The organism is Pseudomonas sp. 9_2_1 (assembly GCF_059295275.1).
The window spans coordinates 308,574-331,615 of sequence record NZ_CM181239.1 but is presented as its reverse complement, the minus strand read 5'-3'; the positions used below and the strand labels follow the sequence as shown (position 1 = coordinate 331,615).

At 62.1% G+C, this 23,042-nt stretch carries 22 protein-coding genes and 2 tRNA genes; 15 read left to right on the top strand and 9 right to left on the bottom strand.

Annotation, left to right across the window (positions count from 1 at the left end; genetic code table 11):
- Positions 1-76 precede the first annotated feature (76 nt).
- Both choW and choV read left to right on the top strand, forming a co-directional pair.
- On the top strand, positions 77-925 hold the full coding sequence (choW, locus tag AC5O5I_RS01380; protein ID WP_172227716.1) for a choline ABC transporter permease subunit: 849 nt from the start codon (positions 77-79) through the stop codon (positions 923-925).
- Positions 922-2,100: a choline ABC transporter ATP-binding protein gene (gene choV, locus AC5O5I_RS01375; protein ID WP_172227700.1), complete on the top strand. Its 1,179-nt coding sequence runs from the start codon at positions 922-924 to the stop codon at positions 2,098-2,100. Before choW ends, choV begins: the two co-directional genes overlap by 4 nt.
- 135 nt (positions 2,101-2,235) lie before the next feature.
- Here choV and hisF read toward each other — a convergent pair whose 3' ends face one another.
- From hisF to AC5O5I_RS01345, 6 genes are all read right to left on the bottom strand, one after another.
- The gene (hisF, locus tag AC5O5I_RS01370) at positions 2,236-3,006 is read right to left on the bottom strand and encodes an imidazole glycerol phosphate synthase subunit HisF (RefSeq protein ID WP_172227698.1); all 771 of its coding nucleotides are present in this window, start codon (positions 3,004-3,006) and stop codon (positions 2,236-2,238) included.
- A 10-nt stretch (positions 3,007-3,016) separates the two neighbouring features.
- Complete coding sequence (gene hisA, locus AC5O5I_RS01365; protein WP_172286324.1) at positions 3,017-3,754, bottom strand: 1-(5-phosphoribosyl)-5-[(5-phosphoribosylamino)methylideneamino]imidazole-4-carboxamide isomerase; 738 nt, start codon at positions 3,752-3,754, stop codon at positions 3,017-3,019.
- A 26-nt stretch (positions 3,755-3,780) separates the two neighbouring features.
- The gene (locus AC5O5I_RS01360; RefSeq protein WP_172227029.1) at positions 3,781-4,041 is read right to left on the bottom strand and encodes a DUF2164 domain-containing protein; all 261 of its coding nucleotides are present in this window, start codon (positions 4,039-4,041) and stop codon (positions 3,781-3,783) included.
- Positions 4,042-4,680 carry an imidazole glycerol phosphate synthase subunit HisH gene (gene hisH / locus AC5O5I_RS01355; RefSeq protein ID WP_172227026.1) on the bottom strand — a complete coding sequence of 213 codons (639 nt, stop codon included), beginning with the start codon at positions 4,678-4,680 and terminating at the stop codon, positions 4,042-4,044.
- Positions 4,681-5,274 (bottom strand): imidazoleglycerol-phosphate dehydratase HisB, encoded by a 594-nt coding sequence (hisB, locus tag AC5O5I_RS01350; protein ID WP_172227023.1) that lies wholly within the window; start codon positions 5,272-5,274, stop codon positions 4,681-4,683.
- A gap of 281 nt (positions 5,275-5,555) precedes the next feature.
- A complete protein-coding gene (locus AC5O5I_RS01345; protein ID WP_172286325.1) occupies positions 5,556-7,217 on the bottom strand; it encodes an OFA family MFS transporter in 1,662 nt (553 codons plus the stop codon).
- A 384-nt stretch (positions 7,218-7,601) separates the two neighbouring features.
- Between AC5O5I_RS01345 and AC5O5I_RS01340 the strand changes: the two genes are divergently transcribed.
- The 4 genes from AC5O5I_RS01340 to AC5O5I_RS01325 all read left to right on the top strand — a co-directional run bounded on the left by AC5O5I_RS01340 (position 7,602) and on the right by AC5O5I_RS01325 (position 11,347).
- Positions 7,602-9,848 (top strand): AsmA family protein, encoded by a 2,247-nt coding sequence (locus AC5O5I_RS01340; protein WP_494511964.1) that lies wholly within the window; start codon positions 7,602-7,604, stop codon positions 9,846-9,848.
- Positions 9,845-10,912, top strand: coding sequence for an A/G-specific adenine glycosylase (mutY, locus tag AC5O5I_RS01335; protein ID WP_172227014.1), 1,068 nt, complete (start codon positions 9,845-9,847; stop codon positions 10,910-10,912). The genes AC5O5I_RS01340 and mutY overlap by 4 nt, the downstream gene beginning before the upstream one ends.
- Positions 10,909-11,181: an oxidative damage protection protein gene (locus AC5O5I_RS01330; protein ID WP_172227011.1), complete on the top strand. Its 273-nt coding sequence runs from the start codon at positions 10,909-10,911 to the stop codon at positions 11,179-11,181. Before mutY ends, AC5O5I_RS01330 begins: the two co-directional genes overlap by 4 nt.
- A gap of 90 nt (positions 11,182-11,271) precedes the next feature.
- Positions 11,272-11,347 (top strand) — tRNA-Phe (locus AC5O5I_RS01325).
- Positions 11,348-11,560: 213 nt separating this feature from the next.
- On the opposite strand, the gene AC5O5I_RS01320 is transcribed toward AC5O5I_RS01325, so the two are convergent.
- Complete coding sequence (locus AC5O5I_RS01320; protein ID WP_172227008.1) at positions 11,561-12,097, bottom strand: hypothetical protein; 537 nt, start codon at positions 12,095-12,097, stop codon at positions 11,561-11,563.
- 131 nt (positions 12,098-12,228) lie between these two features.
- Here AC5O5I_RS01320 and AC5O5I_RS01315 point away from each other — a divergent pair, with 131 nt between their 5' ends.
- Positions 12,229-12,672 (top strand): hypothetical protein, encoded by a 444-nt coding sequence (locus AC5O5I_RS01315; RefSeq protein WP_172227005.1) that lies wholly within the window; start codon positions 12,229-12,231, stop codon positions 12,670-12,672.
- A 90-nt stretch (positions 12,673-12,762) separates the two neighbouring features.
- Here the strand turns inward: AC5O5I_RS01315 and gabP are convergent, their stop codons facing one another.
- Positions 12,763-14,148: a GABA permease gene (gene gabP, locus AC5O5I_RS01310; protein ID WP_172227002.1), complete on the bottom strand. Its 1,386-nt coding sequence runs from the start codon at positions 14,146-14,148 to the stop codon at positions 12,763-12,765.
- A gap of 640 nt (positions 14,149-14,788) precedes the next feature.
- Between gabP and AC5O5I_RS01305 the strand changes: the two genes are divergently transcribed.
- The 5 genes from AC5O5I_RS01305 (at position 14,789) to AC5O5I_RS01285 (ending at position 19,092) form a co-directional block, all read left to right on the top strand.
- Positions 14,789-15,562 carry an ABC transporter ATP-binding protein gene (locus AC5O5I_RS01305; RefSeq protein WP_172226999.1) on the top strand — a complete coding sequence of 258 codons (774 nt, stop codon included), beginning with the start codon at positions 14,789-14,791 and terminating at the stop codon, positions 15,560-15,562.
- Between the two features lie 11 nt (positions 15,563-15,573).
- Entirely contained in the window at positions 15,574-16,326 is a 753-nt protein-coding gene (locus AC5O5I_RS01300; protein WP_172226996.1) for an ABC transporter substrate-binding protein, read from the top strand.
- A 54-nt stretch (positions 16,327-16,380) separates the two neighbouring features.
- Positions 16,381-17,076: an ABC transporter permease gene (locus tag AC5O5I_RS01295; protein WP_172226993.1), complete on the top strand. Its 696-nt coding sequence runs from the start codon at positions 16,381-16,383 to the stop codon at positions 17,074-17,076.
- Positions 17,073-17,762, top strand: coding sequence for an ABC transporter permease (locus AC5O5I_RS01290; protein ID WP_172232923.1), 690 nt, complete (start codon positions 17,073-17,075; stop codon positions 17,760-17,762). Before AC5O5I_RS01295 ends, AC5O5I_RS01290 begins: the two co-directional genes overlap by 4 nt.
- 124 nt (positions 17,763-17,886) lie before the next feature.
- Positions 17,887-19,092 carry a methyltransferase gene (locus AC5O5I_RS01285; protein WP_494511963.1) on the top strand — a complete coding sequence of 402 codons (1,206 nt, stop codon included), beginning with the start codon at positions 17,887-17,889 and terminating at the stop codon, positions 19,090-19,092.
- A 285-nt stretch (positions 19,093-19,377) separates the two neighbouring features.
- Here AC5O5I_RS01285 and AC5O5I_RS01280 read toward each other — a convergent pair whose 3' ends face one another.
- Positions 19,378-19,665, bottom strand: coding sequence for a DUF3077 domain-containing protein (locus AC5O5I_RS01280; protein ID WP_494511962.1), 288 nt, complete (start codon positions 19,663-19,665; stop codon positions 19,378-19,380).
- A 567-nt stretch (positions 19,666-20,232) separates the two neighbouring features.
- Here AC5O5I_RS01280 and AC5O5I_RS01275 point away from each other — a divergent pair.
- The 3 genes from AC5O5I_RS01275 (at position 20,233) to AC5O5I_RS01265 (ending at position 22,138) form a co-directional block, all read left to right on the top strand.
- Entirely contained in the window at positions 20,233-20,481 is a 249-nt protein-coding gene (locus tag AC5O5I_RS01275) for a hypothetical protein (RefSeq protein WP_172286329.1), read from the top strand.
- 98 nt (positions 20,482-20,579) lie between these two features.
- A tRNA-Thr gene (locus tag AC5O5I_RS01270) sits at positions 20,580-20,655 on the top strand.
- 163 nt (positions 20,656-20,818) lie between these two features.
- Entirely contained in the window at positions 20,819-22,138 is a 1,320-nt protein-coding gene (locus AC5O5I_RS01265; RefSeq protein ID WP_494511961.1) for a tyrosine-type recombinase/integrase, read from the top strand.
- The last annotated feature ends 904 nt before the right edge of the window (positions 22,139-23,042 follow it).

Genomic DNA, 23,042 nt, shown 5'->3' with positions numbered 1-23,042 from the left:
TACGCAATAGCGCTACCTCGGGGCAGGACCGTGCCTGCCCCGGGTTGATTTCAATCTACGCAGGTGGAAGCTCGCTATCATGCTTATCGATCAGAAAATACCCCTGGGCCAGTACATCGCGTCGTTCGTCGAATGGCTGACCCAGAACGGCGCTGAATATTTCGACGCCATCGCGCAAGGCCTGGAGTTCATGATTCATGGCGTGACCAGCGCCCTGACCTGGTTCAACCCGTTCGTCCTCATCGCCCTGTTCGCCGCCCTGGCGCACCTGATCCAGCGCAAGTGGGCGCTGACTGCCTTCGTGGCAGTGTCGTTCCTGCTGATCCTCAACCTGGGCTACTGGCAGGAAACCATGGAAACCCTGGCGCAGGTCACCTTCGCCACGGTGGTATGCGTGGCCATCGGCGTGCCGCTGGGCATCGTCGCCGCGCACAAGCCGATGTTCTATACCGCCATGCGCCCGGTGCTCGACCTGATGCAGACGGTGCCTACCTTCGTCTACCTGATCCCTACCCTGACCCTTTTCGGCCTTGGTGTGGTGCCCGGGCTGATCTCGACGGTGGTGTTCGCCATCGCCGCACCTATCCGCCTGACCTACCTGGGTATCTGCGACGTGCCGCAAGAGCTGATGGATGCCGGCAAGGCCTTTGGCTGCTCGCGGCGCCAGCTGCTGACCCGTATCGAACTGCCGCATGCGATGCCGAGCATCGCCGCCGGCGTTACCCAGTGCATCATGCTGTCGCTGTCGATGGTAGTGATCGCCGCGCTGGTCGGCGCTGACGGCCTGGGCAAACCTGTGGTCAACGCACTGAACACCGCCGATATCTCCCTGGGCTTCGAAGCGGGCCTGGCGATCGTGCTGCTGGCGATCATGCTCGACCGTATCTGCAAGCAACCGGAACTGCCGGTAAGGGGTGAAGCATGAGCATCATTCGATTCGAAGACGTCGACGTCATCTTCTCCAACAAGCCGCGCGAGGCCCTGGCCTTGCTCGACAAGGGCCAGACCCGCGAGCAGATCCTCAAGCAGACCGGCCTGGTGGTCGGCGTCGAAAAAGCCAACCTGGACATCCAGAAAGGCGAGATCTGCGTACTGATGGGCCTGTCCGGCTCGGGCAAGTCGAGCCTGCTGCGCTGCATCAACGGCCTCAACACCGTCAGCCGCGGCAAGCTGTTCGTCGAGCATGAAGGCAAGAACATCGACATTGCCCACTGCACCCCGGCCGAGCTGAAGATGATGCGCACCAAGCGCATTGCCATGGTGTTCCAGAAGTTCGCCCTGATGCCCTGGCTGACGGTACGCGAGAACATCAGCTTTGGTCTGGAAATGCAGGGTCGGCCGGAAAAGGAACGGCGCAAGCTGGTCGACGAAAAACTGGAGTTGGTGGGCCTGACCCAATGGCGTAACAAGAAACCGGACGAGCTGTCCGGTGGCATGCAGCAGCGCGTGGGCCTGGCCCGGGCGCTGGCGATGGATGCCGACATCCTGCTGATGGACGAACCGTTCTCGGCCCTTGACCCACTGATCCGCCAGGGCCTGCAAGACGAACTGCTGGGCCTGCAGGCCAAGCTGAGCAAGACCATCGTGTTCGTCAGCCACGACCTTGACGAGGCACTGAAGCTGGGTAGCCGCATCGCCATCATGAAGGACGGGCGCATCATCCAGTACAGCAAACCGGAAGAGATCGTGCTCAACCCTGCCGACGAATACGTGCGTACCTTCGTTGCCCATACCAACCCGCTGAACGTGCTGTGCGGCCGCAGCCTGATGCGCAGCCTGGACAAGTGCAAGCGGGTGAATGGCTCGGTATGCCTGGACCCGGGTGGCGATTCGTGGCTGGACCTGGGCGAAGGCAACTCGATCAAGCGCGCGCGCCAGGGGCAGAACGGGCTGGAGATGCAGAACTGGGCGCCGGGGCAGTCCGTGGAAGGGCTGGGGCGTCGGCCAACCTTGGTGCATGCGGATATCGGCATGCGCGAGGCACTGCAGATTCGCTACCAGACTGGTAACAAGCTGGTGCTGCAGGAGAATGACAAGATGGTGGGGATTCTTGGGGATACCGAGCTTTATCACGCTTTGCTCGGCAAGAATCACGGTTGAAGCTATTGGGGCCGCTTTGCGGCCCATCGCCGGCAAGCCAGCTCCCACAGGTAATGCACAAGGCACAGGGCCTGCGCTGTACCTGTGGGAGCTGGCTTGCCGGCCATGGGCTGCAAAGCAGCCCCCATCAATCGATCAGCGAACGACGATGCCGCGGGCAGCCATATAGGCCTTGGCCTCCGGCACCGTGTACTCGCCAAAGTGGAAGATACTGGCCGCCAGCACCGCGCTGGCATGCCCTTCCACAATGCCGTCGGCCAGGTGCTGCAAGTTGCCAACACCACCCGAAGCAATCACCGGAATACCCAGCGCATCACTGATGGCACGGGTAACGCCCAGGTCGAAGCCGTTCTTCATGCCATCCTGGTCCATGCTGGTCAGCAGGATCTCACCCGCCCCCAGGCCTTCCATCTTCTTCGCCCACTCGACGGCATCCAGCCCGGTCGGCTTGCGCCCGCCGTGGGTGAAGATCTCCCAACGCGGCGCTTCGCCAGGTCCGGACACCTTCTTGGCATCAATCGCCACGACGATGCACTGCGAACCGAACCGGTCAGCAGCCTCGCCGACGAACTCCGGGTTGAACACTGCGGCGGTATTGATGGAAACCTTGTCGGCACCGGCGTTGAGCAAGTTGCGGATGTCTTGCACGGTACGCACGCCACCGCCCACGGTCAGCGGGATGAACACCTGGCTAGCCATGCGCTCGACGGTATGCAGGGTGGTGTCGCGGCCATCGACGCTGGCGGTGATGTCGAGGAAGGTGATCTCGTCGGCACCTTGCTCGTTGTAGCGACGGGCGATTTCCACCGGGTCGCCGGCATCACGGATGTTCTCGAATTTGACGCCCTTGACCACCCGGCCGTTATCCACGTCCAGGCAAGGGATGATGCGCTTGGCCAGTGCCATGGTTCAGTCCTCAGCCTTGGTAGGTATCGCAGAAGGCCTGGGCCTCGGCGACATCCAGGGTGCCTTCGTAGATGGCACGGCCAGTGATGGCGCCGACGATGCCGGGAGCCTTGGCGTCCAGCAGGGCCTTGATGTCACCCAGGTTGTGGATGCCACCCGAGGCGATCACCGGAATACGCGTGGCTTCGGCCAGGGCCTTGGTGAAGGGCACGTTGCAGCCCTGCATCATGCCGTCCTTGGCGATGTCGGTGTAGACGATCGCCGAGACGCCATCGGCCTCGAAACGCTTGGCCAGGTCGATGACCTGCACCGAGCTGACTTCAGCCCAGCCGTCGGTGGCCACGAAACCGTCCTTGGCGTCCAGGCCAACGATGACCTTGCCCGGGAACGCCTTGCACGCCTCGGCGACGAACTCCGGCTGCTTGACCGCCTTGGTGCCGATGATCACGTAGCTGACGCCGGCCTTGACGTAGTGCTCGATGGTTTCCAGCGAGCGGATGCCACCGCCGATCTGGATCGGCAGGTTGGGGTAGCGCTTGGCAATGGCGGTGACCACTTCACCGTTGACCGGCTGGCCTTCGAAGGCGCCGTTCAGGTCGACCAGGTGCAGGCGGCGGCAGCCACCCTCGACCCATTTGGCAGCCATGCTGACCGGGTCGTCGGAGAATACCGTGGAGTCTTCCATACGGCCCTGGCGCAGGCGCACGCAGGCACCGTCCTTCAGATCGATAGCGGGGATAATCAGCATCTTGGGAACCTGTCTGTTCTTGGGTTTCAGGGCTTCTCGAGCGCCCACAGATCACTTTCGATGCTCTCGAACCGCTCCTTGAGGTGCAGCTGAACATCGGCAATCGCCCTGTTGTAGTAATGGGGTGCAATTTCTTTGCTGAACAGGTCGAGGACCTCGGCCACCTCGAACGAGCCCAGTTGCAGCTCGAAACGGTCTTCGAGAAAGCGCTTGAGCGTGTCGAGCGCTTCGCGCTCCTGCTCGGGGGCCAGGGTAATGACCGGTGCCTTGGTCTTCGACTTGCTCATCTACCAGCGCCCGTCCCAGGCGACGAAGTTCTGCAGCAGCTGCAGGCCATGGGTATGGCTCTTCTCCGGGTGGAACTGCACGGCAAAGCGCGAGCCATCGGCCAGCGCGGCGGCAAAATCGACGCCGTAATGGCCGCGGCCGACCACCTGGCCCGGCTTGCCGGCATTGATGTAGTAGCTGTGCACGAAATAGAAGCGGGCACGGTCAGGGATGTCGTGCCACAGCGGGTGGTCGATGGCCTGGGTCACTTCGTTCCAGCCCATGTGCGGCACCTTCAGGTGCTCGCCGTCTTCTTCCAGGCCCTTGCCGAAGAAGCGCACCTGGCCAGGGAACAGGCCGATGCAGTCGACGCCGTTGTTTTCTTCGCTGTGCTCCAGCAGTGCCTGCATACCCACGCAGATGCCGAGAAACGGCCGATCCTGGCTGACTTCACGCACCAGGCTGTCGAAGCCCAGGCGGCGGATTTCGGCCATGCAGTCGCGGATCGCGCCTACGCCCGGGAACACCACGCGGTCGGCTTCGCGGATCACTGCGGCATCGCTGGTGACCAGCACCTTGCCGGCGCCCACATGCTCAAGCGCCTTGGCCACCGAGTGCAGGTTGCCCATGCCATAGTCGATTACGGCTACCGTCTGCATTTACAGGCACCCTTTGGTGGAAGGCATCTGGCCTGCCATGCGCTCGTCGAGGGTGGTGGCCATGCGCAGGGCGCGGCCGAATGCCTTGAACACGGTTTCGATCTGGTGGTGGGTGTTGTGGCCACGCAGGTTGTCGATGTGCAGGGTTACCAGGGCGTGGTTGACGAAGCCCTGGAAGAACTCCTGGAACAGATCGACATCGAAGCCGCCGACGCTGGCGCGGGTGTACGGCACATGCATCTGCAGGCCTGGGCGGCCGGAGAAGTCGATGACCACGCGCGACAGCGCTTCATCCAGCGGCACGTAGGCGTGGCCGTAGCGGAAGATGCCTTTCTTGTCACCGATGGCCTGGGCGAAAGCCATGCCCAGGGTGATACCGACGTCTTCGACGGTATGGTGATCGTCGATATGCGTGTCACCCTTGCACTCGATATCCAGGTCGATCAGCCCATGGCGGGCAATCTGGTCCAGCATGTGTTCGAGGAAAGGCACGCCGATATCGAATCGGGCCTTGCCACTGCCATCGAGGTTGATCGAGCACTTGACCTGGGTTTCCAGGGTATTGCGCTCGACGGAAGCCTTACGTTCGACCATCACCAGCTCCGCAAAATCATTGGGCGAAAAGGGTTCCATTATAGGCCCAGAACACGCCAGCTTGAAACGCGGATGACATATGGCAAGGCAAGCAATTACGGGGGGTTGATAGCGCTACAGGTCTATACAACCGCGCATGGTGCTACTTTGCAGGCCTATCGCCGGCAAGCCAGCTCCCACAGGCCCCCCACAATGTTCAAGGCCTGTGGTGTACCTGTGGGAGCTGGCTTGCCGGCGATAGGGCCGCTACAGCCGGAAAGCTCAACCGGCTGCATCACTCGTCAATGGAACAGCACCGCCGTCTTCTGCAGGGTAATCCACACACCCCATGCCAGCGGCACAACCACCACAGCCCAGGCCAGCAGCACCAGTGGCAGGCTGCCCGGCGCAGCCTTCCACTCCAGCGACCGCGCGCCATCAGCGCCCTTGTCGTGGCTCAAGGCCCGCTCGGCCGCCAGTTCGGCATCGCTCATGAAGTGCTTGTCCGCCACCGGGCGCACCAGCATGTTGCAGATGAAGCCCAGCACCAGCAGGCCGGCGAGGATGTACAGGGTCATGTCGTAGGCCGCCGCACGCTCCACCCCTGCCGCCAGCTGATATTCGCGCAGGTAGGTGATCAGCACCGGCCCGAGAACCCCAGCGGCCGCCCAGGCGGTCAGCAGACGACCATGAATGGCACCCACCATCTGCGTACCAAACAGGTCCGCCAGGTACGCGGGCACCGTCGCAAAGCCACCGCCATACATCGACAAGATGATGCAGAACGCTGCCACGAACAGCGCCACGTTGCCCAGGTGGCCCATGTTCGGCACCATGCTGTACAAACCCACGCCCAGGGCGAAGAAGGCGAAATAGGTGTTCTTGCGGCCGATGTAGTCGGAGAACGACGCCCAGAAAAACCGCCCGCCAATGTTGAACAGGCTCAACAGGCCGGTGAAGCCAGCAGCAATCGCGGCAATCTGCGCCAGCTGGGCAGCGTTGAGCTGGCTGAAGGTCAGTTCATTGCCCAGCAGCTTGCCGGCGAACACTTCCTGCAGCAGCGGCGAAGCCATACCGAGAATGCCGATACCTGCCGACACGTTCAGGCATAATACCAGCCAGATCAAGGCAAACTGCGGCGTTTTCCAGGCCACACTGACGTGCACGTGGCGGTCGGTGACCATGGTATTGCCAGCCTTTTTCACCGGGGCTGTCCAGCCTTCGGGCTTCCAGCCGGTCGGCGGCACGCGATAAGCCAGGGCGCCGGCGGTCATGAACACGAAGTAGATTGCGGCCATCGCCACAAAGCTCTGCCACACGCCCACTTCCTGCGCATTGCCAAAATGCCCCATCAGCGCGGTGGCCAGCGGTGCCCCCACCATCGCACCGCCGCCGAAGCCCATGATCGCCATGCCGGTGGCCATGCCACGTTTGTCCGGGAACCACTTGATCAGGGTCGATACCGGCGAGATGTAGCCCAGGCCCAGGCCGATACCACCGATCACGCCGGAGCCCAGCCACATCAGCCACAATTGGTGGGTTTTCACGCCAATGGCCGAAATCAGCATGCCGCCGCACCAGCACAGTGCCGATACCAGGCCGGCCTTGCGCGGGCCGGCGTGTTCCAGCCAGCCGCCCAGCACGGCCGCCGAGCAACCGAGAAAGACAAAGAACAGGGTGTAGATCCAGCTCAGCATCGAGATCGGCCAGTCGCACTCGGCGCTGAACATGCGGGCCATGAAGCCCATATCTGCGGCGCAAGCGACCGGGGCAGTAATGCCGAGGGCTTGCGACAACGGCAGCCAGAACACCGAAAAGCCATAGGCCATGCCGATGCACAGGTGAATGGCCAGCGCGGCAGGCGGAACCAGCCAGCGGTTGAAGCCTGGGCGGGCGATGATGCGCTCCTTTGACAGAAAGCCTGGCGCACTGGCCGAGGCGCCCGTCGCGACGGTACTGCTCATGGATCTGATCCTTTTTATATGGATGTGCAGGCAAAGCGGCGCAAGGTTAGCAGTATCAAGTGGCGTGAAAGCAATCTGATATCGTTAATTCTTGCTTGGCTGAAACGGTCATTTTCCCTGTACCGGCCCCATCGCCGGCAAGCCAGCTCCCACAGGGCAGCGCAGGCCTTGAAGGCTATGCGATCCCTGTGGGAACTGGCTTGCCGGCGATAGGGCCAATCAAGGCAAGCTTTTTTGAACAAGCAAAATCATGGCTGTCGAAAGCCGTACCATCTGTTGCAAACGTAGGAATCGTCCTGCATCTCTTGTCGAATACGCAGGGCCGTACACGGCGGCGCTATACTCTGCCGCTGAATTTCAAAATCGGACTACAAGGACTCGCCCATGAAAGCGTTCGGCAAAATCCTGGGACTGGGGCTTCTCGGGTTGCTGCTGATCATCGTGGCGCTGGGCTTCGCCCTGACCCACCTCTTCGATCCCAACGACTACAAAGACGAGATTCGCCAATTGGCACGCGACAAGGCGCACGTCGAGCTGACCCTCAACGGTGACATCGGCTGGAGCCTGTTCCCGTGGCTGGGCCTGGAGCTGCACGACGCCAGCATCGCCACCCTGAACACACCCAAGGCGCCGTTCGCCGACTTGCAGATGCTCGGCCTGTCGGTACGGGTGCTGCCGTTGCTGCGGCGCGAAGTGCAAATGAGCGACGTACGTGTCGAAGGCCTGAACCTGACCCTGGCGCGTGACGAACAAGGCCACGGCAACTGGGAAGACATCGGCAAACCGCTGCCCGCCCAGAACGGCGCCCCCGCCGATGCGCAGGCCCAGGCACCCGCCGAACAAAGCTCGGCGCCCGCCGCCAGCAACGACCGCGCCGTCAAGCTGGATATCGACAGCCTGACCGTGAACAATGCGCGCGTGCAGTACACCGATGCCAAGACCGGGCAGAGCTTCAGCGCCGAAAGCATCCAGCTGAGCACCGGCCCGGTCCACGAGGGCGCGAACATTGCGCTGAAGGCCAGCGCCTTCATCAGCGCCAGCCAGCCGAACATCAAGGCCCGCACCGAGCTGGCCGGCGAACTGCGCTTCGACCGCAAGCTCAAGCGCTACAACCTGGAAGACATGCGCCTGTCGGGCGAGACCTCGGGTGAACCCACCGGCGGCAAGACCGTGACCTTTGCCGCCCAGGGCCAGCTGCTGGTCGACCTGGCCGCCAATGTTGCCTCGTGGAGCGGCCTGAAGATCTCGGCTAACCAACTGCGCGCCCTGGGCGAGCTGAACCTGCGTGATCTCGACAAGGCGCCGCAACTGAGCGGTGGTCTGTCCATTGCCCAGTTCAACTTGCGCACCTTCCTCGACAGCATTGGCCGCCCGCTGCCGGCTACCAACGATCCGGCAGCCTTCGCCAAGCTGGAACTGGTCACCCGCCTGCAGGGCACACCGACCAGCCTGGCCATGGAAGACTTGGCCGTGAAGCTGGACGACAGCACCTTCAGTGGCCGCGTGGCCGTCGAAGACTTCGCCAAACAGGCCCTGCGCCTGCAGCTTAAAGGCGACACCTTCGACGCCGACCGTTACCTGCCGGCCAAAAGCGAAGAAGCCAAGGGCGCCACTGCCGCACGCCAGGCCGAGGTCAAGCAACAGGAGGCCAGCGCCGTCGCCGGGGCCGGCAGCTCGCCGCTGCCTAACGCGCCGACCCAGGTGGCCTGGAGCAATGACAAACTGCTGCCGGTCGACCGCCTGCGCGCCCTCGACCTGCAGGCCGAGCTAAGCTTCGGCGCGCTGACCCTGGACAAGCTGCCGATCGAAAATGCCCAGCTCAAGGCCGTCGGCCAAGGCGGCCTGCTGACCCTGCAAACCCTGCGTGGCGAGCTGTACAACGGCACCTTCGAAGCCAAGGGCACGGTCGACGTGCGCCCTGCGGTGCCACAACTGGGCGTCAACACCAACATCCAGCGGGTGCCGGTGGAGCACTTCATCAAGACCGAAGGCAAGGACCAGGCGCCACCCGTCAAAGGCCTGCTGACCCTTGCCAGCGATCTCACCGCCACCGGCAACAGCCAGAAGGCACTGGTGGACACCCTCAACGGTAACGCACACTTCACCATCAACGACGGCGTGCTGGTCAACGCCAACCTTGAACAGCAACTGTGCCAGGCCATCGCCACGCTCAACCGCAAAACCCTTACCGGCGAGCCTCGTGGCAAGGACACCCCGTTCCAGGAACTGCGCGGCAGCCTGGTGATACGCAATGGCGTCGCCAGCAACCCGGACCTCAAGGCCCGCATTCCTGGCCTGACCGTCAACGGCCATGGCGATCTCGACCTGCGCGTACTGGGTATGGATTACAACGTGGGTGTAGTGGTCGAGGGTGATCAGCGTGCCATGCCCGACCCGGCGTGCCAGGTCAACGACCGCTATGTAGGGGTTGAAGTGCCGCTGCGCTGCCGTGGCCCGCTGGAGCTGGGCGCCAAGGCCTGCCGCCTGGACCAGGACGGCCTGGGCAAGGTTGCCGCCAAGCTGGCCGGCAACCGCCTGAAAGACAAGATCGATGAAAAGCTCGATGAAAAACTCGGAGACAAAGTGAGCCCGGAAGTCAAAGAAGCACTCAAGGGGCTGTTCAAGCGATGAGCCCCGAGCAGTTCTCCAGCGCAGTGCTGGATTGGTACGACCAGCACGGCCGGCACGACCTGCCTTGGCAACAGGGCATCAACCCGTATCGGGTGTGGGTGTCGGAAATCATGTTGCAGCAGACCCAGGTCAGCACCGTGCTCAACTACTTCGACCGCTTCATGCAGGCCCTGCCGACCGTGCAGGCCCTGGCCGAGGCGCCGGAAGACGAAGTGCTGCACCTGTGGACGGGCCTGGGTTACTACACCCGCGCGCGCAACCTGCAGAAGGCCGCGAAGATTGTCGTCGAACAGCATGGCGGAGAATTCCCGCGCAGTGTCGAGCAGCTCACCGAGCTGCCCGGCATCGGCCGCTCCACCGCCGGTGCCATCGCCAGCATCAGCATGGGCATCCGCGCGCCGATCCTCGACGGCAACGTCAAGCGCGTGCTGGCCCGCTTCACCGCCCAGGGCGGCTACCCCGGCGAGCCGAAGGTGGCTAACCAGCTGTGGGCCACGGCCGAGCGCCTTACCCCGCAGCAGCGCGCCAACCACTACACCCAGGCGATGATGGACATGGGCGCCACGCTGTGCACCCGCAGCAAGCCCAGCTGCCTGATCTGCCCGCTGCAGCGTGGCTGCGAAGCGCACCTGCATGGTGAAGAAACCCGCTACCCCGAGCCCAAGCCACGCAAGGCGCTGCCGCAGCGCCGTACGCTGATGCCGCTGCTGGCCAACCACGACGGCGCCATCCTGCTTTACCGTCGCCCGTCCAGTGGCCTGTGGGGTGGCCTGTGGAGCCTGCCCGAGCTGGACGACATCGCCCAGCTCGACGACCTGGCCTACCAGCACGGCCTGCGCCTGGCCGGCAGCCACGCCATGGACAGCCTGACCCACACCTTCAGCCACTTCCAGCTGGCGATCGAGCCTTGGCTGGTGCGCGTCGACCCCGTCGGCCAGCACGTGGCCGAGGCCGACTGGCTCTGGTATAACCTCGCCACCCCGCCGCGCCTGGGCCTTGCCGCCCCGGTCAAGAAGCTGCTCAAACGCGCGGCCGACGAACTGACTGCAGGAGACGCCCGATGACCCGCACCGTGATGTGCCGCAAGTACAAAGAACAATTGCCAGGCCTGGAGCGCCCGCCGTATCCGGGCGCCAAGGGCCAGGAAATCTTCGAACACGTCTCGCAGAAGGCCTGGGCCGACTGGCAGAAGCACCAGACCCTGCTGATCAACGAAAAGCGCCTGAACATGATGAACGCCGAAGACCGCAAGTTCATCCAGGCCGAGATGGACAAGTTTTTCGCCGGCGAAGATTACGCCCAGGCGGAAGGCTACGTTCCACCGGCCGAATGACCCCAAAAATCGTAAGCGACGGAATTAATTTAAAATTTTTTCAAAAAGTCGTTGACGGGCGGTCTGAAAATCTATTTAATTCACCTCGTCGCCCAGATAGCTCAGTCGGTAGAGCAGAGGATTGAAAATCCTCGTGTCGGCGGTTCGACTCCGTCTCTGGGCACCACCTTCAAGCTTCTGGTGGTTGCAAAGTTACCCGAAGCGACAACAAGAAACCCGCCTAGTGCGGGTTTTTTGTTGTCTGTGATTTTTTGCCGAGGGCCTGGCAGCCAACGCTTGGCTGCCACAGCCTGACGGTGTGTACTCGATGCACTGCAGTTCGGCCGGGCTTCACGCGGCTTAGTGGGAAACCCGTAACTCGCCCGGCCAATCTGATGGCCTAGAAGTTCGCCAAGGCGCTGCAATAGTCGGCTTTGCGCCTGGCCACCTGCTCGTTCGTGTCCAGGCGCTTGAGGGTGCCCCCACAGGCGCTGTAACCGTGCACCAACAGTTCGTAGTCGGCGCCTTTTTCCGGCACGAACGAGAACATGCCCAGGCAGTTCTGCACACTGTTGTAACCGGCCGAGCGACCGCCATCGAGAAAGTGCAGGGTAAACGGCTTGCCCGCCGGCACCAGCACCTCGCTGACCGCGTCACCCGCCTGGGCTGGCGCACCGGCAGGCATGCCGAGGGTTTCGCCGTTGCGGTCGGCAAAACCCTTGGTCGGTACGGCAATCACCCCGGCACCGGGGCTGTACCAGTCCACGCAGTCCTTTTCCGGTACCGCGCGCACCATGCCGTCGGCGATCACTCGCAGGCGCGCGGTATCGCCGGCACTTGGCGAGCCATAGGGCGTGTTGAAGGATTTGACTGCGGCGATGTTGCCACAGCCGGCCAGGGCGGCGGCCAGCAGGCCGAGCATGACGGGTGCTTTCATCCGTGAATGTCCTGTGAGCGAATGCCGAATGTCCGGCAGCCTGACTCAGACCCAGCAATGCCGCTTGGGTTTCACTGCCATCTGCGATTCAATACGCACTTTTCCAGCACCACCCAAGGACCCTAGCCCCCATGGCCACCTCCACCAAGCAACAGAAACGCGCCAAGCGCGCCGCCAGCAAGGCCAAGCAAAACCGTATGGTACGCAGCGGCCAGGCGGTCAAGGCCAGCGCCGGCGACAGCGCCAGCATCGAGCAGGTGTTCAACAAGGCCATGGAATCGGACAGCTACAAAGAGATGTTCGAAAAGATGAAGGCAGCCCAGGAAAACGGCCTGGTACCGATGATCTCGGTGTTCCTGGTCGACCCGCTGCTGGCTTTGGTGCTCAAAGGGCACAAGGAAGAGCACGCCACCGACTACATCGTGCTGGTGTTCAATGCCTACCGCACCTGGCTGGATGGCGCTGACGAAGACACCACCATGGCCTGGCTGGAGAGCGACGAGTTCCAGGAAGCCTATATCGCCGCCTCTGAACTGGTGGCCAAGCAGCAACAGCTTCAGAAGCAGTTTGGCTGATAGACCTGCGTAACCCGCCCAGGCACTATCGCCGGCAACAAAAAAAGGCCGCGCCCTGCACAGGACGCGGCCTTTTCATTGCAGTGCGGATCAGTTATCCAGCGCAACCCGACCGGCAGCTTCACGCTTGCGGTGCACCAGCAAGCCCGCCGCCACCACACCAATGCTCAGCAGGGCAGTCGCGATGATTTCGGCACGGTGATCTTCTCGCAGCGCCATCACCACCAGCACCGCAACGATGAAGGCAATGGTCACCCAGGTCAGGCCCGGGAACAGCCACATCTTGAAGGAGATCTGCTCGCCGCTGGCCTCACGCTTGGCGCGCATGCGCAGCTGCGACACGGCAATCACCAGGTACACCAGCAAGGCGATGGCGCCGGAGCTGGCCAGCAGGAACTCGAACACCTGCGCCGGGGCCAGGAAGTTGGCGAACACGCAGAGGAACGCCGCCGCGGTGGACAGCAATACCGCCACATGCGGGGTGGCCGCCTTGGTAGTGCGCTGGGCAATGGCCGGGGCATCACCCCGCTTGCTCAGCGAGAACAGCATGCGCGAAGAGGTGTACAGCGCCGAGTTAAGGCAGCTGGTCACGGCGATCAGCACGACGATGTCGACGATCAGCTTGGCATTCGGCACGCCAATGCGGCTCAGCACGGTCTGGTAGGAACCGAGCTCGGCCAGCGCCGGGTCGTTCCACGGCACCAGAGCCACGACCAGGAAGATCGACACCAGGTAGAACAGGCAGATACGCCAGATCACCGAGTTGGTGGCGCGGCTGATCTGCTTGCCCGGGTCCTTGGACTCGGCAGCGGCGATGGTCACGATTTCAGTACCCATGAACGAGAACATGGTGGTCAGCATGGCTGCCAGTACCGCGCCCAGGCCATTGGGCATGAAGCCCTGGGTATCGAACAGGTGGCTGGCACCGCTCACCTGGCTGCCTGGCACAAAGCCGAACAAGGCCGCACAACCCACGGCGATGAAGCCGACGATCGCCACCACCTTGAGCAAGGCGAACCAGAACTCGAACTCGCCGTAGTTCTTCACGCTGCACAGGTTGGTCAGGGTCAGCGCCAGGGTAATGATCAGCGAGAACGCCCAAAGGTCGACCGCAGGGAACCAGGCATGCAGGATGGCCGCGGCGGCGTTGGCTTCCAGCGGAATCACCAGCACCCAGAACCACCAGTACAGCCAGCCAATGGTAAAACCGGCCCAGCGCCCGATGGCGCGGTCGGCATAGGTGGAAAACGAACCGGTGTCCGGCGAGGCGACCGCCATTTCCCCCAGCATGCGCATCACCAGCACCACCAGCGTACCGGCGGCGGCATACGCCAGCAGCACGGCGGGGCCGGCAGCGGCGATAGCGTGGCCGGAGCCTACGAACAGGCCGGCACCGATGACGCCAGCGATGGACAGCATGGTGACATGCCGTTGTTTGAGCCCCTGAGCGAGGTCATTGGAATTGTTACCGCTCATAAAACTACCTTTGTAAGGAGTGGACCACTCCGACTGCGAAACCAGGCGCGCCTGGGGTTGGACTAGGCGTCGCTGCAATCGGCGGTTTCATGCTGGCAATAACCGCGCCAGCTGCTGAATCCATTCGTCATAATCGACTGCAAGCCTTCAAGGCTGCGCTTTGGAGGGCATTCGGCCAGACCATGACCGAAAGCCCGCCAAATCATCGGATTACTGAAATACTCACTTACAAATGCACCAAAGGTGCTCCTCGGTAACACCTATGCACCAGCGCAACGCCAAAAAGCGCAACCGCCGGGTACAACCTTGAAATCGCGTGACGGCCTTCGCGGGTAAACCCGCTCCTACAGGGATTGTCTGGTCTGTGGGAGCGGGTTTACCCGCGAATGGGTCAAAACCGCTTCCATGAGCAGGCCAAAGCTGGCACCATCGCGCCTTTTTTCATCAAGGCTCTGGTGCTGGGCGACACCTTCGCGGACATCTGCGCGACGTTACGCTGTAGCGATGCGACAAACCGCCCCACCAATGCCCAGAGTCCCTGGCGACCCTGTTGGCCGTCATAATGCCGCTATGCTAGCTTGGCGCACGCCAGGAAGGCCGCCAACAGCTGGGAACGCACCCGAACACATGAGGACCGCACATGGCTCAGGCCACGCCCGCGCTGGAAATCCGCAATCTGCACAAACGCTACGGCGAGCAGGAAATTCTCAAGGGTATTTCGCTGACCGCACGCGACGGTGACGTGATCTCCATCCTGGGGTCGTCCGGCTCCGGCAAGTCCACCCTGCTGCGTTGCATCAACCTGCTCGAGAACCCGCACCAGGGCGAAATCCTGGTCGCCGGCGAAGCCCTCAAGCTGAAGCCCGCCAAGAACGGCGACCTGTTCGCCGCCGACAACCGCCAGATCAACCGCCTGCGCAGCGAAATCGGCTTTGTCTTCCAGAACTTCAACCTCTGGCCGCACATGTCGATCCTCGACAACATCACCGAGGCGCCACGCCGCGTACTCGGCCAGAGCAAGGCCGAGGCCATCGAGGCTGCCGAAGCGCTGCTGAACAAGGTCGGCATCTACGACAAGCGCCACAGCTACCCCGCCCAGCTTTCCGGTGGCCAGCAACAGCGCGCCGCCATTGCCCGTACCCTGGCCATGAAGCCCAAGGTCATCCTGTTCGACGAGCCGACTTCGGCGCTCGACCCGGAAATGGTCCAGGAAGTGCTAAACGTTATCCGCGCACTGGCCGAAGAAGGCCGTACCATGCTGCTGGTAACGCACGAGATGAGCTTTGCCCGCCATGTGTCCAGTGAAGTCGTCTTCCTGCACCAGGGCCTGGTCGAAGAGCAGGGATCGCCGCAGCAGGTCTTCGAGAACCCGACCTCGGCGCGTTGCAAGCAATTCATGTCCAGCCACCGCTAACGGAGCAATACATGCACACTTACAAGAAGTTTCTCCTGGCAGCTGCTGCCACGCTGGTGATGTCGGCAAACGCCATGGCCGCAGAAAAACTGCGCATGGGTATCGAAGCCGCCTACCCACCGTTCAACAACAAGGATGCCAGCGGCAACGTGGTCGGCTTCGACAAGGACATCGGCGACGCCCTGTGCGCCAAGATGAAAGTCGAATGCTCGGTTGTAACCTCGGACTGGGACGGCATCATCCCGGCCCTGAACGCCAAGAAGTTCGACTTCCTGGTGTCGTCGCTGTCGATCACCGACGAGCGCAAGCAGGCGGTGGACTTCACCGAACCCTACTACTCCAACAAGCTGCAGTTCATTGCGCCGAAAAACGTCGACTTCAAGACCGACAAGGCTTCGCTGAAAGGCAAGACCATCGGCACCCAGCGCGCCACACTGGCTGGCACCTACCTTGAAGACAACTTCCCGGATGTCGACGTCAAACTCTACGACACCCAGGAAAACGCCTACCTCGACCTGGTTTCCGGCCGCATCGACGGCATTCTCGCCGACAAGTACGTGCAGTACGAGTGGCTGAAAAGCAAAGACGGCATGAACTACGAGTTCAAGGGCGAGCCGGTGATGGACAGCGACAAGATCGGCATTGCCGTGCGCAAGGGTGACACCAAGCTGCGCGACGACCTGAACAAAGCCCTGGCAGAAATCAAAGCCGACGGTACGTACAAGAAGATCAACGACAAGTACTTCCCGTTCAGCATCGAATGACCCGCCCTGACCGGCGCGCCCTTGTGGCGCGCCTGTCCCTAGAATGACCTGCCCATGAATATCGACCTGCACGGATTCGGTCCGGCCATGATGGCCGGCACCGTGATGACCGTAAAACTGGCGCTTTGCGCCTTGCTGCTGGGGCTGGTGCTGGGCCTGCTCGGCGCCCTGGCCAAGACCTCCCCGCTCAAGCCGCTGCAATGGCTTGGCGGTTTCTACTCGACCCTGGTGCGCGGCGTGCCCGAGCTGCTGTGGGTCCTGCTTATCTATTTCGGCACCGTGGGCTTGATGAACAGCCTGGGTGAAGCCCTGAACATGCCGGGCCTGGAGCTCAGCGCCTTCGCTGCGGGGGTTATCGCCCTGGGCCTGTGCTTCGGCGCCTATGCCACCGAAGTGTTCCGCGGCGCCATCCTGGCGATCCCCAAGGGCCACCGTGAAGCCGGCCTGGCACTGGGCCTGTCCAGAGGCCGCATCCTGTCGCGGATCATCCTGCCGCAAATGTGGCGCATCGCCCTGCCCGGCCTTGGCAACCTGTTCATGATCCTGATGAAGGACACCGCACTGGTGTCGGTAATCGGCCTGGAAGAAATCATGCGTCATTCGCAAATTGGCGTGACCGTGACCAAAGAGCCGTTCACCTTCTACATGGTCGCGGCCTGCATCTACCTGAGCCTGACCGTCATTGCCATGACCGGCATGCACTTCATGGAAAAACGCGCCGCTCGCGGCTTTGCGAGGGCCGAACAATGAATTGGGAAGTCATCTTCAAATGGCTGCCACGCCTGGCCCAGGGTGCGACCCTGACCCTGGAGCTGGTGGCCATTGCGGTGGTTGCCGGGCTGATCCTGGCCATCCCGCTGGGTATCGCCCGCTCTTCGCGCCACTGGTATGTGCGCGCCGTGCCGTTCAGCTACATCTTCTTCTTCCGTGGCACGCCGTTGCTGGTGCAGCTGTTCCTGGTCTACTACGGCCTGGCCCAGTTCGATGCAGTACGTTCGAGTGCGCTGTGGCCGTACCTGCGCGATCCGTTCTGGTGCACGGTGCTGACCATGACCCTGCACACGGCCGCCTACATCGCCGAGATCCTGCGCGGCGCGCTGCAGTCCATCCCCAAAGGCGAGATCGAAGCCGCCCGGGCACTGGGCATGTCACGGGCCAAGGCGCTGATCTACATCATGCTGCCGCGCGCCGCGCGGATCGGCCTGCCGGCCTACAGCAACGAAGTGATCCTGATGCTCAAGGCCAGCGCCCTGGCCAGTACCGTGACCCTGCTGGAACTGACCGGCATGGCCCGTACCATCATCGCCCGCACCTACCTGCCGGTGGAAATCTTCTTTGCCGCCGGGGTGTTCTACCTGGTGATCTCGTTCATGCTGGTGCAAGGCTTCAAGCTGCTTGAGCGCTGGTTGCGCGTGGACGCCTGCCAAGGGCGCTGATATCTCCTGAGCCATCTTCGCGGGTAAACCCGCTCCCACAGGTACCCCACAGGCCTTGAAATCTGTGCCAATCCTGTGGGAGCGGGTTCACCCGCGAAGAGGCCCTCAACCCAACACACATCCCATGCCAAGCTACCTCCACAGCCACCACCTGAACGCCCGCTTCCAGGCCCTTGACCAGTTCCTGATCGAGCACCAGCAGCTGTGGAAACCCCGCCCCTTCACCACCTTGAACCTGCCCTGGGAAGCCACCCACCCCGAGCTGGCCGCCCACCTGCGCCAATGCTCGCTGGCAGACGCCGAAACCGACAGCGCAGCCGACCACTTGCCCGCCCCGTTCCCGCAACTGGCGCTGCAAGCCCGACAGCTGGCCGCCCTGGGCAACCTCCCGGCAACAGACCTGCCCACTGCAAGCCACCGTCTTGACGTCGCCGTCCCCGGCCGCAAATGGCAGCAGATCGAAGCCTTCGCCAGCCACCTGGTATTCCGCGAGCCGCCCCGCCACTGGCTGGACTGGTGCTCCGGCAAAGGCCACCTCGGCCGCCGCCTGCTGCAACCCGGCCAGCAGCTGACCTGCCTGGAATACGACGCCGAACTGGTTGCCGCCGGCCAGGCCTTGAGCGCGCACCACCACCTGCCCGCGCAACACGTGCAGCAGGACGTGCTGGCCAGCGACAGCGCTCGTCATCTGCATGGCGAAAAAAGCGTGGTCGCCCTGCACGCCTGCGGCGACCTGCACGTGCGCCTGATGCAGCTGGCCAGCCAACAGGGCTGCCGACAGCTGGCCGTGGCGCCCTGCTGCTACAACCGCATTGCCGCGCAGCAGTACCAGGCGTTATCCACAGCCGCGCAAGCCTCCAACCTGCAGCTTTCGCTGGACGACCTGGGCCTGCCCTTGAGCGAAACCGTCACCGCCGGCGCCCGCGTACGCCGCCAGCGCGACACATCGATGGCCCGGCGCCTGGGCTTCGACCTGCTGCAGCGCAAGCAGCGCCAGACCAGTGAATACCTGCCCACACCATCGTTGCCCGTGGCCTGGCTGGAGAAGCCTTTCGAGCAATACTGCCGTGACCTGGCCGAGCTCAAGCAATTGCCATTGCAAGGCAACCCCGATTGGCCCGCCCTGGAAGCCGCCGGCTGGCAGCGCCTGGCCGAGGTACGCAATCTGGAGCGCATGCGCAACCTGTTCCGCCGGCCCCTGGAAATGTGGTTGGTACTGGACCGTGCCCTGTTCCTCGAGGAACAAGGCTACGACGTGCGCGTGGGCCTGTTCTGCGATTATCCGCTGACGCCGCGCAACCTGCTTATCCTCGCAGAACGCGACCGCTAGCCGCAGCACAACCTGTGGATAAGTCTGTGAACAAGCTTGTGATTACCTGTTGGTGCCAAGCGCTATTTCAAACGCTTGGCTTATTCCTGCGCGCTGGTCAAGCCCAGTAAAAACAGGCATTTGCGCAAAGACCAGCGGCATAGGATTCCGGCATGCCTTTCGCGCAAGGCGCCAATGCCACTTGTGCATAAACATTTCTTGTGGTTAGCGCAGGGGCCAGTTGCACAGGTGTGCAGGAGCGGCCTTGTGTCGCGAAAGGGCTGCAAAGCAGCCCCGGCTCAAAGATCAGTGCGCCTTGTTCTTGGCAATCTCGATATCGTTCATCAACGCCTTGGCCATGTCGCACAGGTAATCGGCCGCACCCAGGAATTTATGGTCATCCTCCATATCCCCCTCGCGCACCAGGTGCTTGATGTAGCCCATCAGAATCGAGACATGTTCATAGGCAGAGTCCACCGGGATACCGGGTTCTACGCGGAGCAGATTGAGGGACGGGTTGCCGGCGGCGAGGAAGGTTTCTACGCCTGCGGTGGTGATTGGCTTGGGGACATTGTCTGGCGGGATTATTTTCAATTTTCAAACTCCTATATTCCTCAAGGAGTTGCCACATTTGTTCTTTCTCACGGAACAAATGGTGGCAACCGTGCACGGGGTGAGAAACCGAGTGAATATAGGAAGCCTCGGCCAGACCGAAGTCTGCCCGCGCACGGTCGCCATACGCAGCCGCTAAATTCGTAATCGGGTTCTCACACCCGGTCGCCAAAGCGACCCGTAAACGGTATCCGTGAGCCATTTCCCCGACAACAGCGATACTTCGGCGGCGCGCGTAGGATAGTTCCGAAGCTTCAAAATCCTGAAGCTTTTGGTCTCTAATTCAGGATTTTCATACAGCTGATGGCCTCTTCGCGGGTGAACCCGCTCCCACAGGGATGGGCTGCTCTTGAGGCCGGCGCGGTACCTGTGGGAGCGGGTTCACCCGCGAAGAGGCCCTGCCAGACAACACAAGACTAATGCCTCACCGCCACTACGGTGTATCATCCGCCCCCAAATCATTAAAAAGTGAAGTCGCGCGCTGCCCGCCAGCCCCGCGGCCTTCTGGCGCTGTGCCAGACCGACAATGGACCACCGGACCTCACCATCGTGACCCAAGCCAAACCCCTCGCCCTGTTGACCCTGGCCCTGGCCCTGACCGCCTGCGCCAGCGGCACGCCACCCCATCACAACAGCAACCTGGGCTGGAACCACCCCGGCATGCAGTTGGGCGGTGACAACGGCCTGCCCATGCGCACCGAAAGCCCGTGCCGCAAGCGCGGCTGCGACAACGACAAGCTGTTCTTCAACCCGGGCAAAACCGAGCCGAACGTAAACACCATCCACCGCGGCTGGTAGGAAAATTCTCGTTTTGGGGCGGTGACTTAGGTCTTTTTCGAACAATCGCAAGTAAGTGGTTTACAGACGCCAACCGATCGCTATAATGACGCCCCATTGCCGGTATAGCTCAGATGGTAGAGCAACTGACTTGTAATCAGTAGGTCCCGGGTTCGATTCCTGGTGCCGGCACCATTCAAGGTTCCATAGAAAGCTTTCAAAATCTCTGGAACCCCCGAAAAACCCGCCTTCTGGCGGGTTTTTTCGTTTTGGCGTTCCGTCGGATTCCGAGGGTAGCCAGCGCTAATAAGGGTAGTTTTAAGGATAGAGGTCCGTTTCGATATCGGAGACTACCCTTATGGCCCGCACCACTGCCCCGCTTACCGACACCGCCTGTCGAACGGCAAAGCCCAGAGAGCGCGAGTACAAGCTCTTCGACGGCGACGGTCTTTACCTGCTTGTGCAACCCAACGGCCGCAAAGGCTGGCGGCTCAGGTACGTGAAACCCGATGGCCGCGAAGGCCTGACCGCTCTCGGCAGCTATCCGGTGGTCGGGCTGGGCGACGCACGCCGCAAGCGCTTCGAGATAAAGCAGCAGCTCGCCAACGGCATAGACCCGATCCAGTCCAAGCAACAAGCCAAGACCCAGACCGTGATCAATGGCCGCACCTTCGAAAGCGTTGCGCTCGACTGGCACGCCAGCATGGTGCCCAAGTGGGCGCCCGGCCACGCCAAGACGGTGCTTAGCCGGTTGAAGACTCACGTATTCCCTTTGCTCGGTGCCAGAGCAATCGTTGGATTGGACACTCACGACCTCATGCAGCCACTCGAAGCCGTGACGAAGCGCGGCACCATCGACGTGGCGCTCAGGATCAAGAACTACCTACAAAGCATCATGCGCGAGGCCAAACGGCTGCGGCTGATCACGGCGAACCCGGCTCACGATCTCGATGGCTCGATCAGGACACCACGGGTAACTCACCGACCCGCACTACCCCTATCGCGGCTGCCAGAGCTATTGGCATGCATTGAGGACTACAGAGGTCGCCCGCTCACACGCCTCACGGTGATGCTGTCTTTGCACGTATTCGTACGCTCCAGTGAACTGCGTTTCGCCCGCTGGAGCGAGTTCGACCTCAATCGCGGCATCTGGGAGATCCCCGACACCCGCCCGGCGCTGGAAGGCGTGCCGTTTTCCACAAGGGGTACGAAGATGGCCGGAGACATCCACGTTGTACCCTTATCGCCGCAGGCAGTGGCCTTGCTTGAGCAGATCCATGCGATCACTGGCAAGTTCGAGCTGGTGTTCGCGGGAGATGCCAAGCCGTGGAAACCGATGTCTGAGAACACGGTGAATGCCGCGCTCAGGACGATGGGCTACGACACCAAGGTGGATATCTGCGGCCACGGATTCCGAGCCATGGCGTGCAGTGCGCTGGTCGAGTCCGGGCTGTGGTCAGAGACGGCCATCGAACGACAGATGAGCCACAAGGAACGCAACAACGTGCGCGCCGCCTACACCCACAAGGCCGAGTTCCTTGAAGAGCGCCGGATGATCATGACCTGGTGGAGCCGTTTTCTGGAGGCGAACCGCGAGGACCATTTGACCCCGCACGAGTTTGCCAAGCAGACGGGCGAGAACGTCACGCGCCTTCGCAGTGCCAAGAGGACCGAGTAACCCGCCGCACCACCACCTCAAACTCGCTGTGAAGTTACCCACAGCACCGCATGAAGCTCCTCCGCGCGGGTCCTTTCAAACGGGGCTGCAAGGCCGCCCCGTTTGAAAGGACCATATCTAAGAAAAAAAACCGCTGGCAGAGCGTACGTCTGTGGAAAACCACTGATGCGCACCGGGGGATAGTTTTATCCACAGGCGCTAAATCCCTGAAATTGCTTTGCTTGACGAATATTGTCCACAGGCGTAGACCGGGAGTTGCAAGAGCTGTCGATGACAGCACCCCAGGTGACCCGAACCCAAAGGTCACGCCGCTCCCGCGGTGGTTCTCCCCAAGTACGATTCGCGTCCGGTAGCTCGTACGGTCACTACCCATGTGATGGATGCCAACTCAATATCGTTGCCCCTGCGGCAGCCACCCTACCCTCCTGCCCAGCAGCAATCTATCCGCTTGGCCATTTCGTTTGCGCCAACCTGCGCCCGTCTCTTTCACTGGAAAGAGACGGGCGCTCCTGACACTGCTGCAGCCCTGATCGCACATGGCTCAGCGGCAATTCCCCTCGTGACAATTGGCGTGACAAACGCCGATGTCACCAGCAACAGCCATGCAGATGATGGTGCCGCAGACCAGGGAATGGACTGCACCTGACTGACAGTCAGGCATGCCCCGGTCATCGCATTGCTGCGCTCACCCGACTCAGGATCTCGCGGCACTGGTCTCGTCAGCCAATGCAGCCTCTACCCGCCACCGGTAACGGTGCTCAGGAGGCCAGATCATGAGATGCCCTTGCTCCCGGTCGTAAGGAGCCGCCAGTCCCGCGTTAGAGGACATCCCCACAGGTCGCAGGGGCCTTGATCCCTGATAACACTCAGCATTCTTGGCGGGATGACGTGGGGTGAGGATCGG

Coding starts and splice junctions, on each gene's coding strand:
- choV (WP_172227700.1), top strand. CDS start 922: ATGAGCATCATTCGATTCGAAGACGTCGACGTCATCTTCTCCAACAAG.
- AC5O5I_RS01360 (WP_172227029.1), bottom strand. CDS start 4,041: ATGAGCAAGTCGAAGACCAAGGCACCGGTCATTACCCTGGCCCCCGAG.
- hisB (WP_172227023.1), bottom strand. CDS start 5,274: ATGGTCGAACGTAAGGCTTCCGTCGAGCGCAATACCCTGGAAACCCAG.
- AC5O5I_RS01340 (WP_494511964.1), top strand. CDS start 7,602: ATGAAAGCGTTCGGCAAAATCCTGGGACTGGGGCTTCTCGGGTTGCTG.
- AC5O5I_RS01345 (WP_172286325.1), bottom strand. CDS start 7,217: ATGAGCAGTACCGTCGCGACGGGCGCCTCGGCCAGTGCGCCAGGCTTT.
- AC5O5I_RS01295 (WP_172226993.1), top strand. CDS start 16,381: ATGAATATCGACCTGCACGGATTCGGTCCGGCCATGATGGCCGGCACC.
- hisA (WP_172286324.1), bottom strand. CDS start 3,754: ATGCTGATTATCCCCGCTATCGATCTGAAGGACGGTGCCTGCGTGCGC.
- hisF (WP_172227698.1), bottom strand. CDS start 3,006: ATGGCACTGGCCAAGCGCATCATCCCTTGCCTGGACGTGGATAACGGC.
- AC5O5I_RS01315 (WP_172227005.1), top strand. CDS start 12,229: ATGGCCACCTCCACCAAGCAACAGAAACGCGCCAAGCGCGCCGCCAGC.
- AC5O5I_RS01285 (WP_494511963.1), top strand. CDS start 17,887: ATGCCAAGCTACCTCCACAGCCACCACCTGAACGCCCGCTTCCAGGCC.
- AC5O5I_RS01330 (WP_172227011.1), top strand. CDS start 10,909: ATGACCCGCACCGTGATGTGCCGCAAGTACAAAGAACAATTGCCAGGC.
- AC5O5I_RS01320 (WP_172227008.1), bottom strand. CDS start 12,097: ATGAAAGCACCCGTCATGCTCGGCCTGCTGGCCGCCGCCCTGGCCGGC.
- AC5O5I_RS01300 (WP_172226996.1), top strand. CDS start 15,574: ATGCACACTTACAAGAAGTTTCTCCTGGCAGCTGCTGCCACGCTGGTG.
- AC5O5I_RS01265 (WP_494511961.1), top strand. CDS start 20,819: ATGGCCCGCACCACTGCCCCGCTTACCGACACCGCCTGTCGAACGGCA.
- hisH (WP_172227026.1), bottom strand. CDS start 4,680: ATGCAGACGGTAGCCGTAATCGACTATGGCATGGGCAACCTGCACTCG.
- gabP (WP_172227002.1), bottom strand. CDS start 14,148: ATGAGCGGTAACAATTCCAATGACCTCGCTCAGGGGCTCAAACAACGG.
- AC5O5I_RS01305 (WP_172226999.1), top strand. CDS start 14,789: ATGGCTCAGGCCACGCCCGCGCTGGAAATCCGCAATCTGCACAAACGC.
- mutY (WP_172227014.1), top strand. CDS start 9,845: ATGAGCCCCGAGCAGTTCTCCAGCGCAGTGCTGGATTGGTACGACCAG.
- AC5O5I_RS01290 (WP_172232923.1), top strand. CDS start 17,073: ATGAATTGGGAAGTCATCTTCAAATGGCTGCCACGCCTGGCCCAGGGT.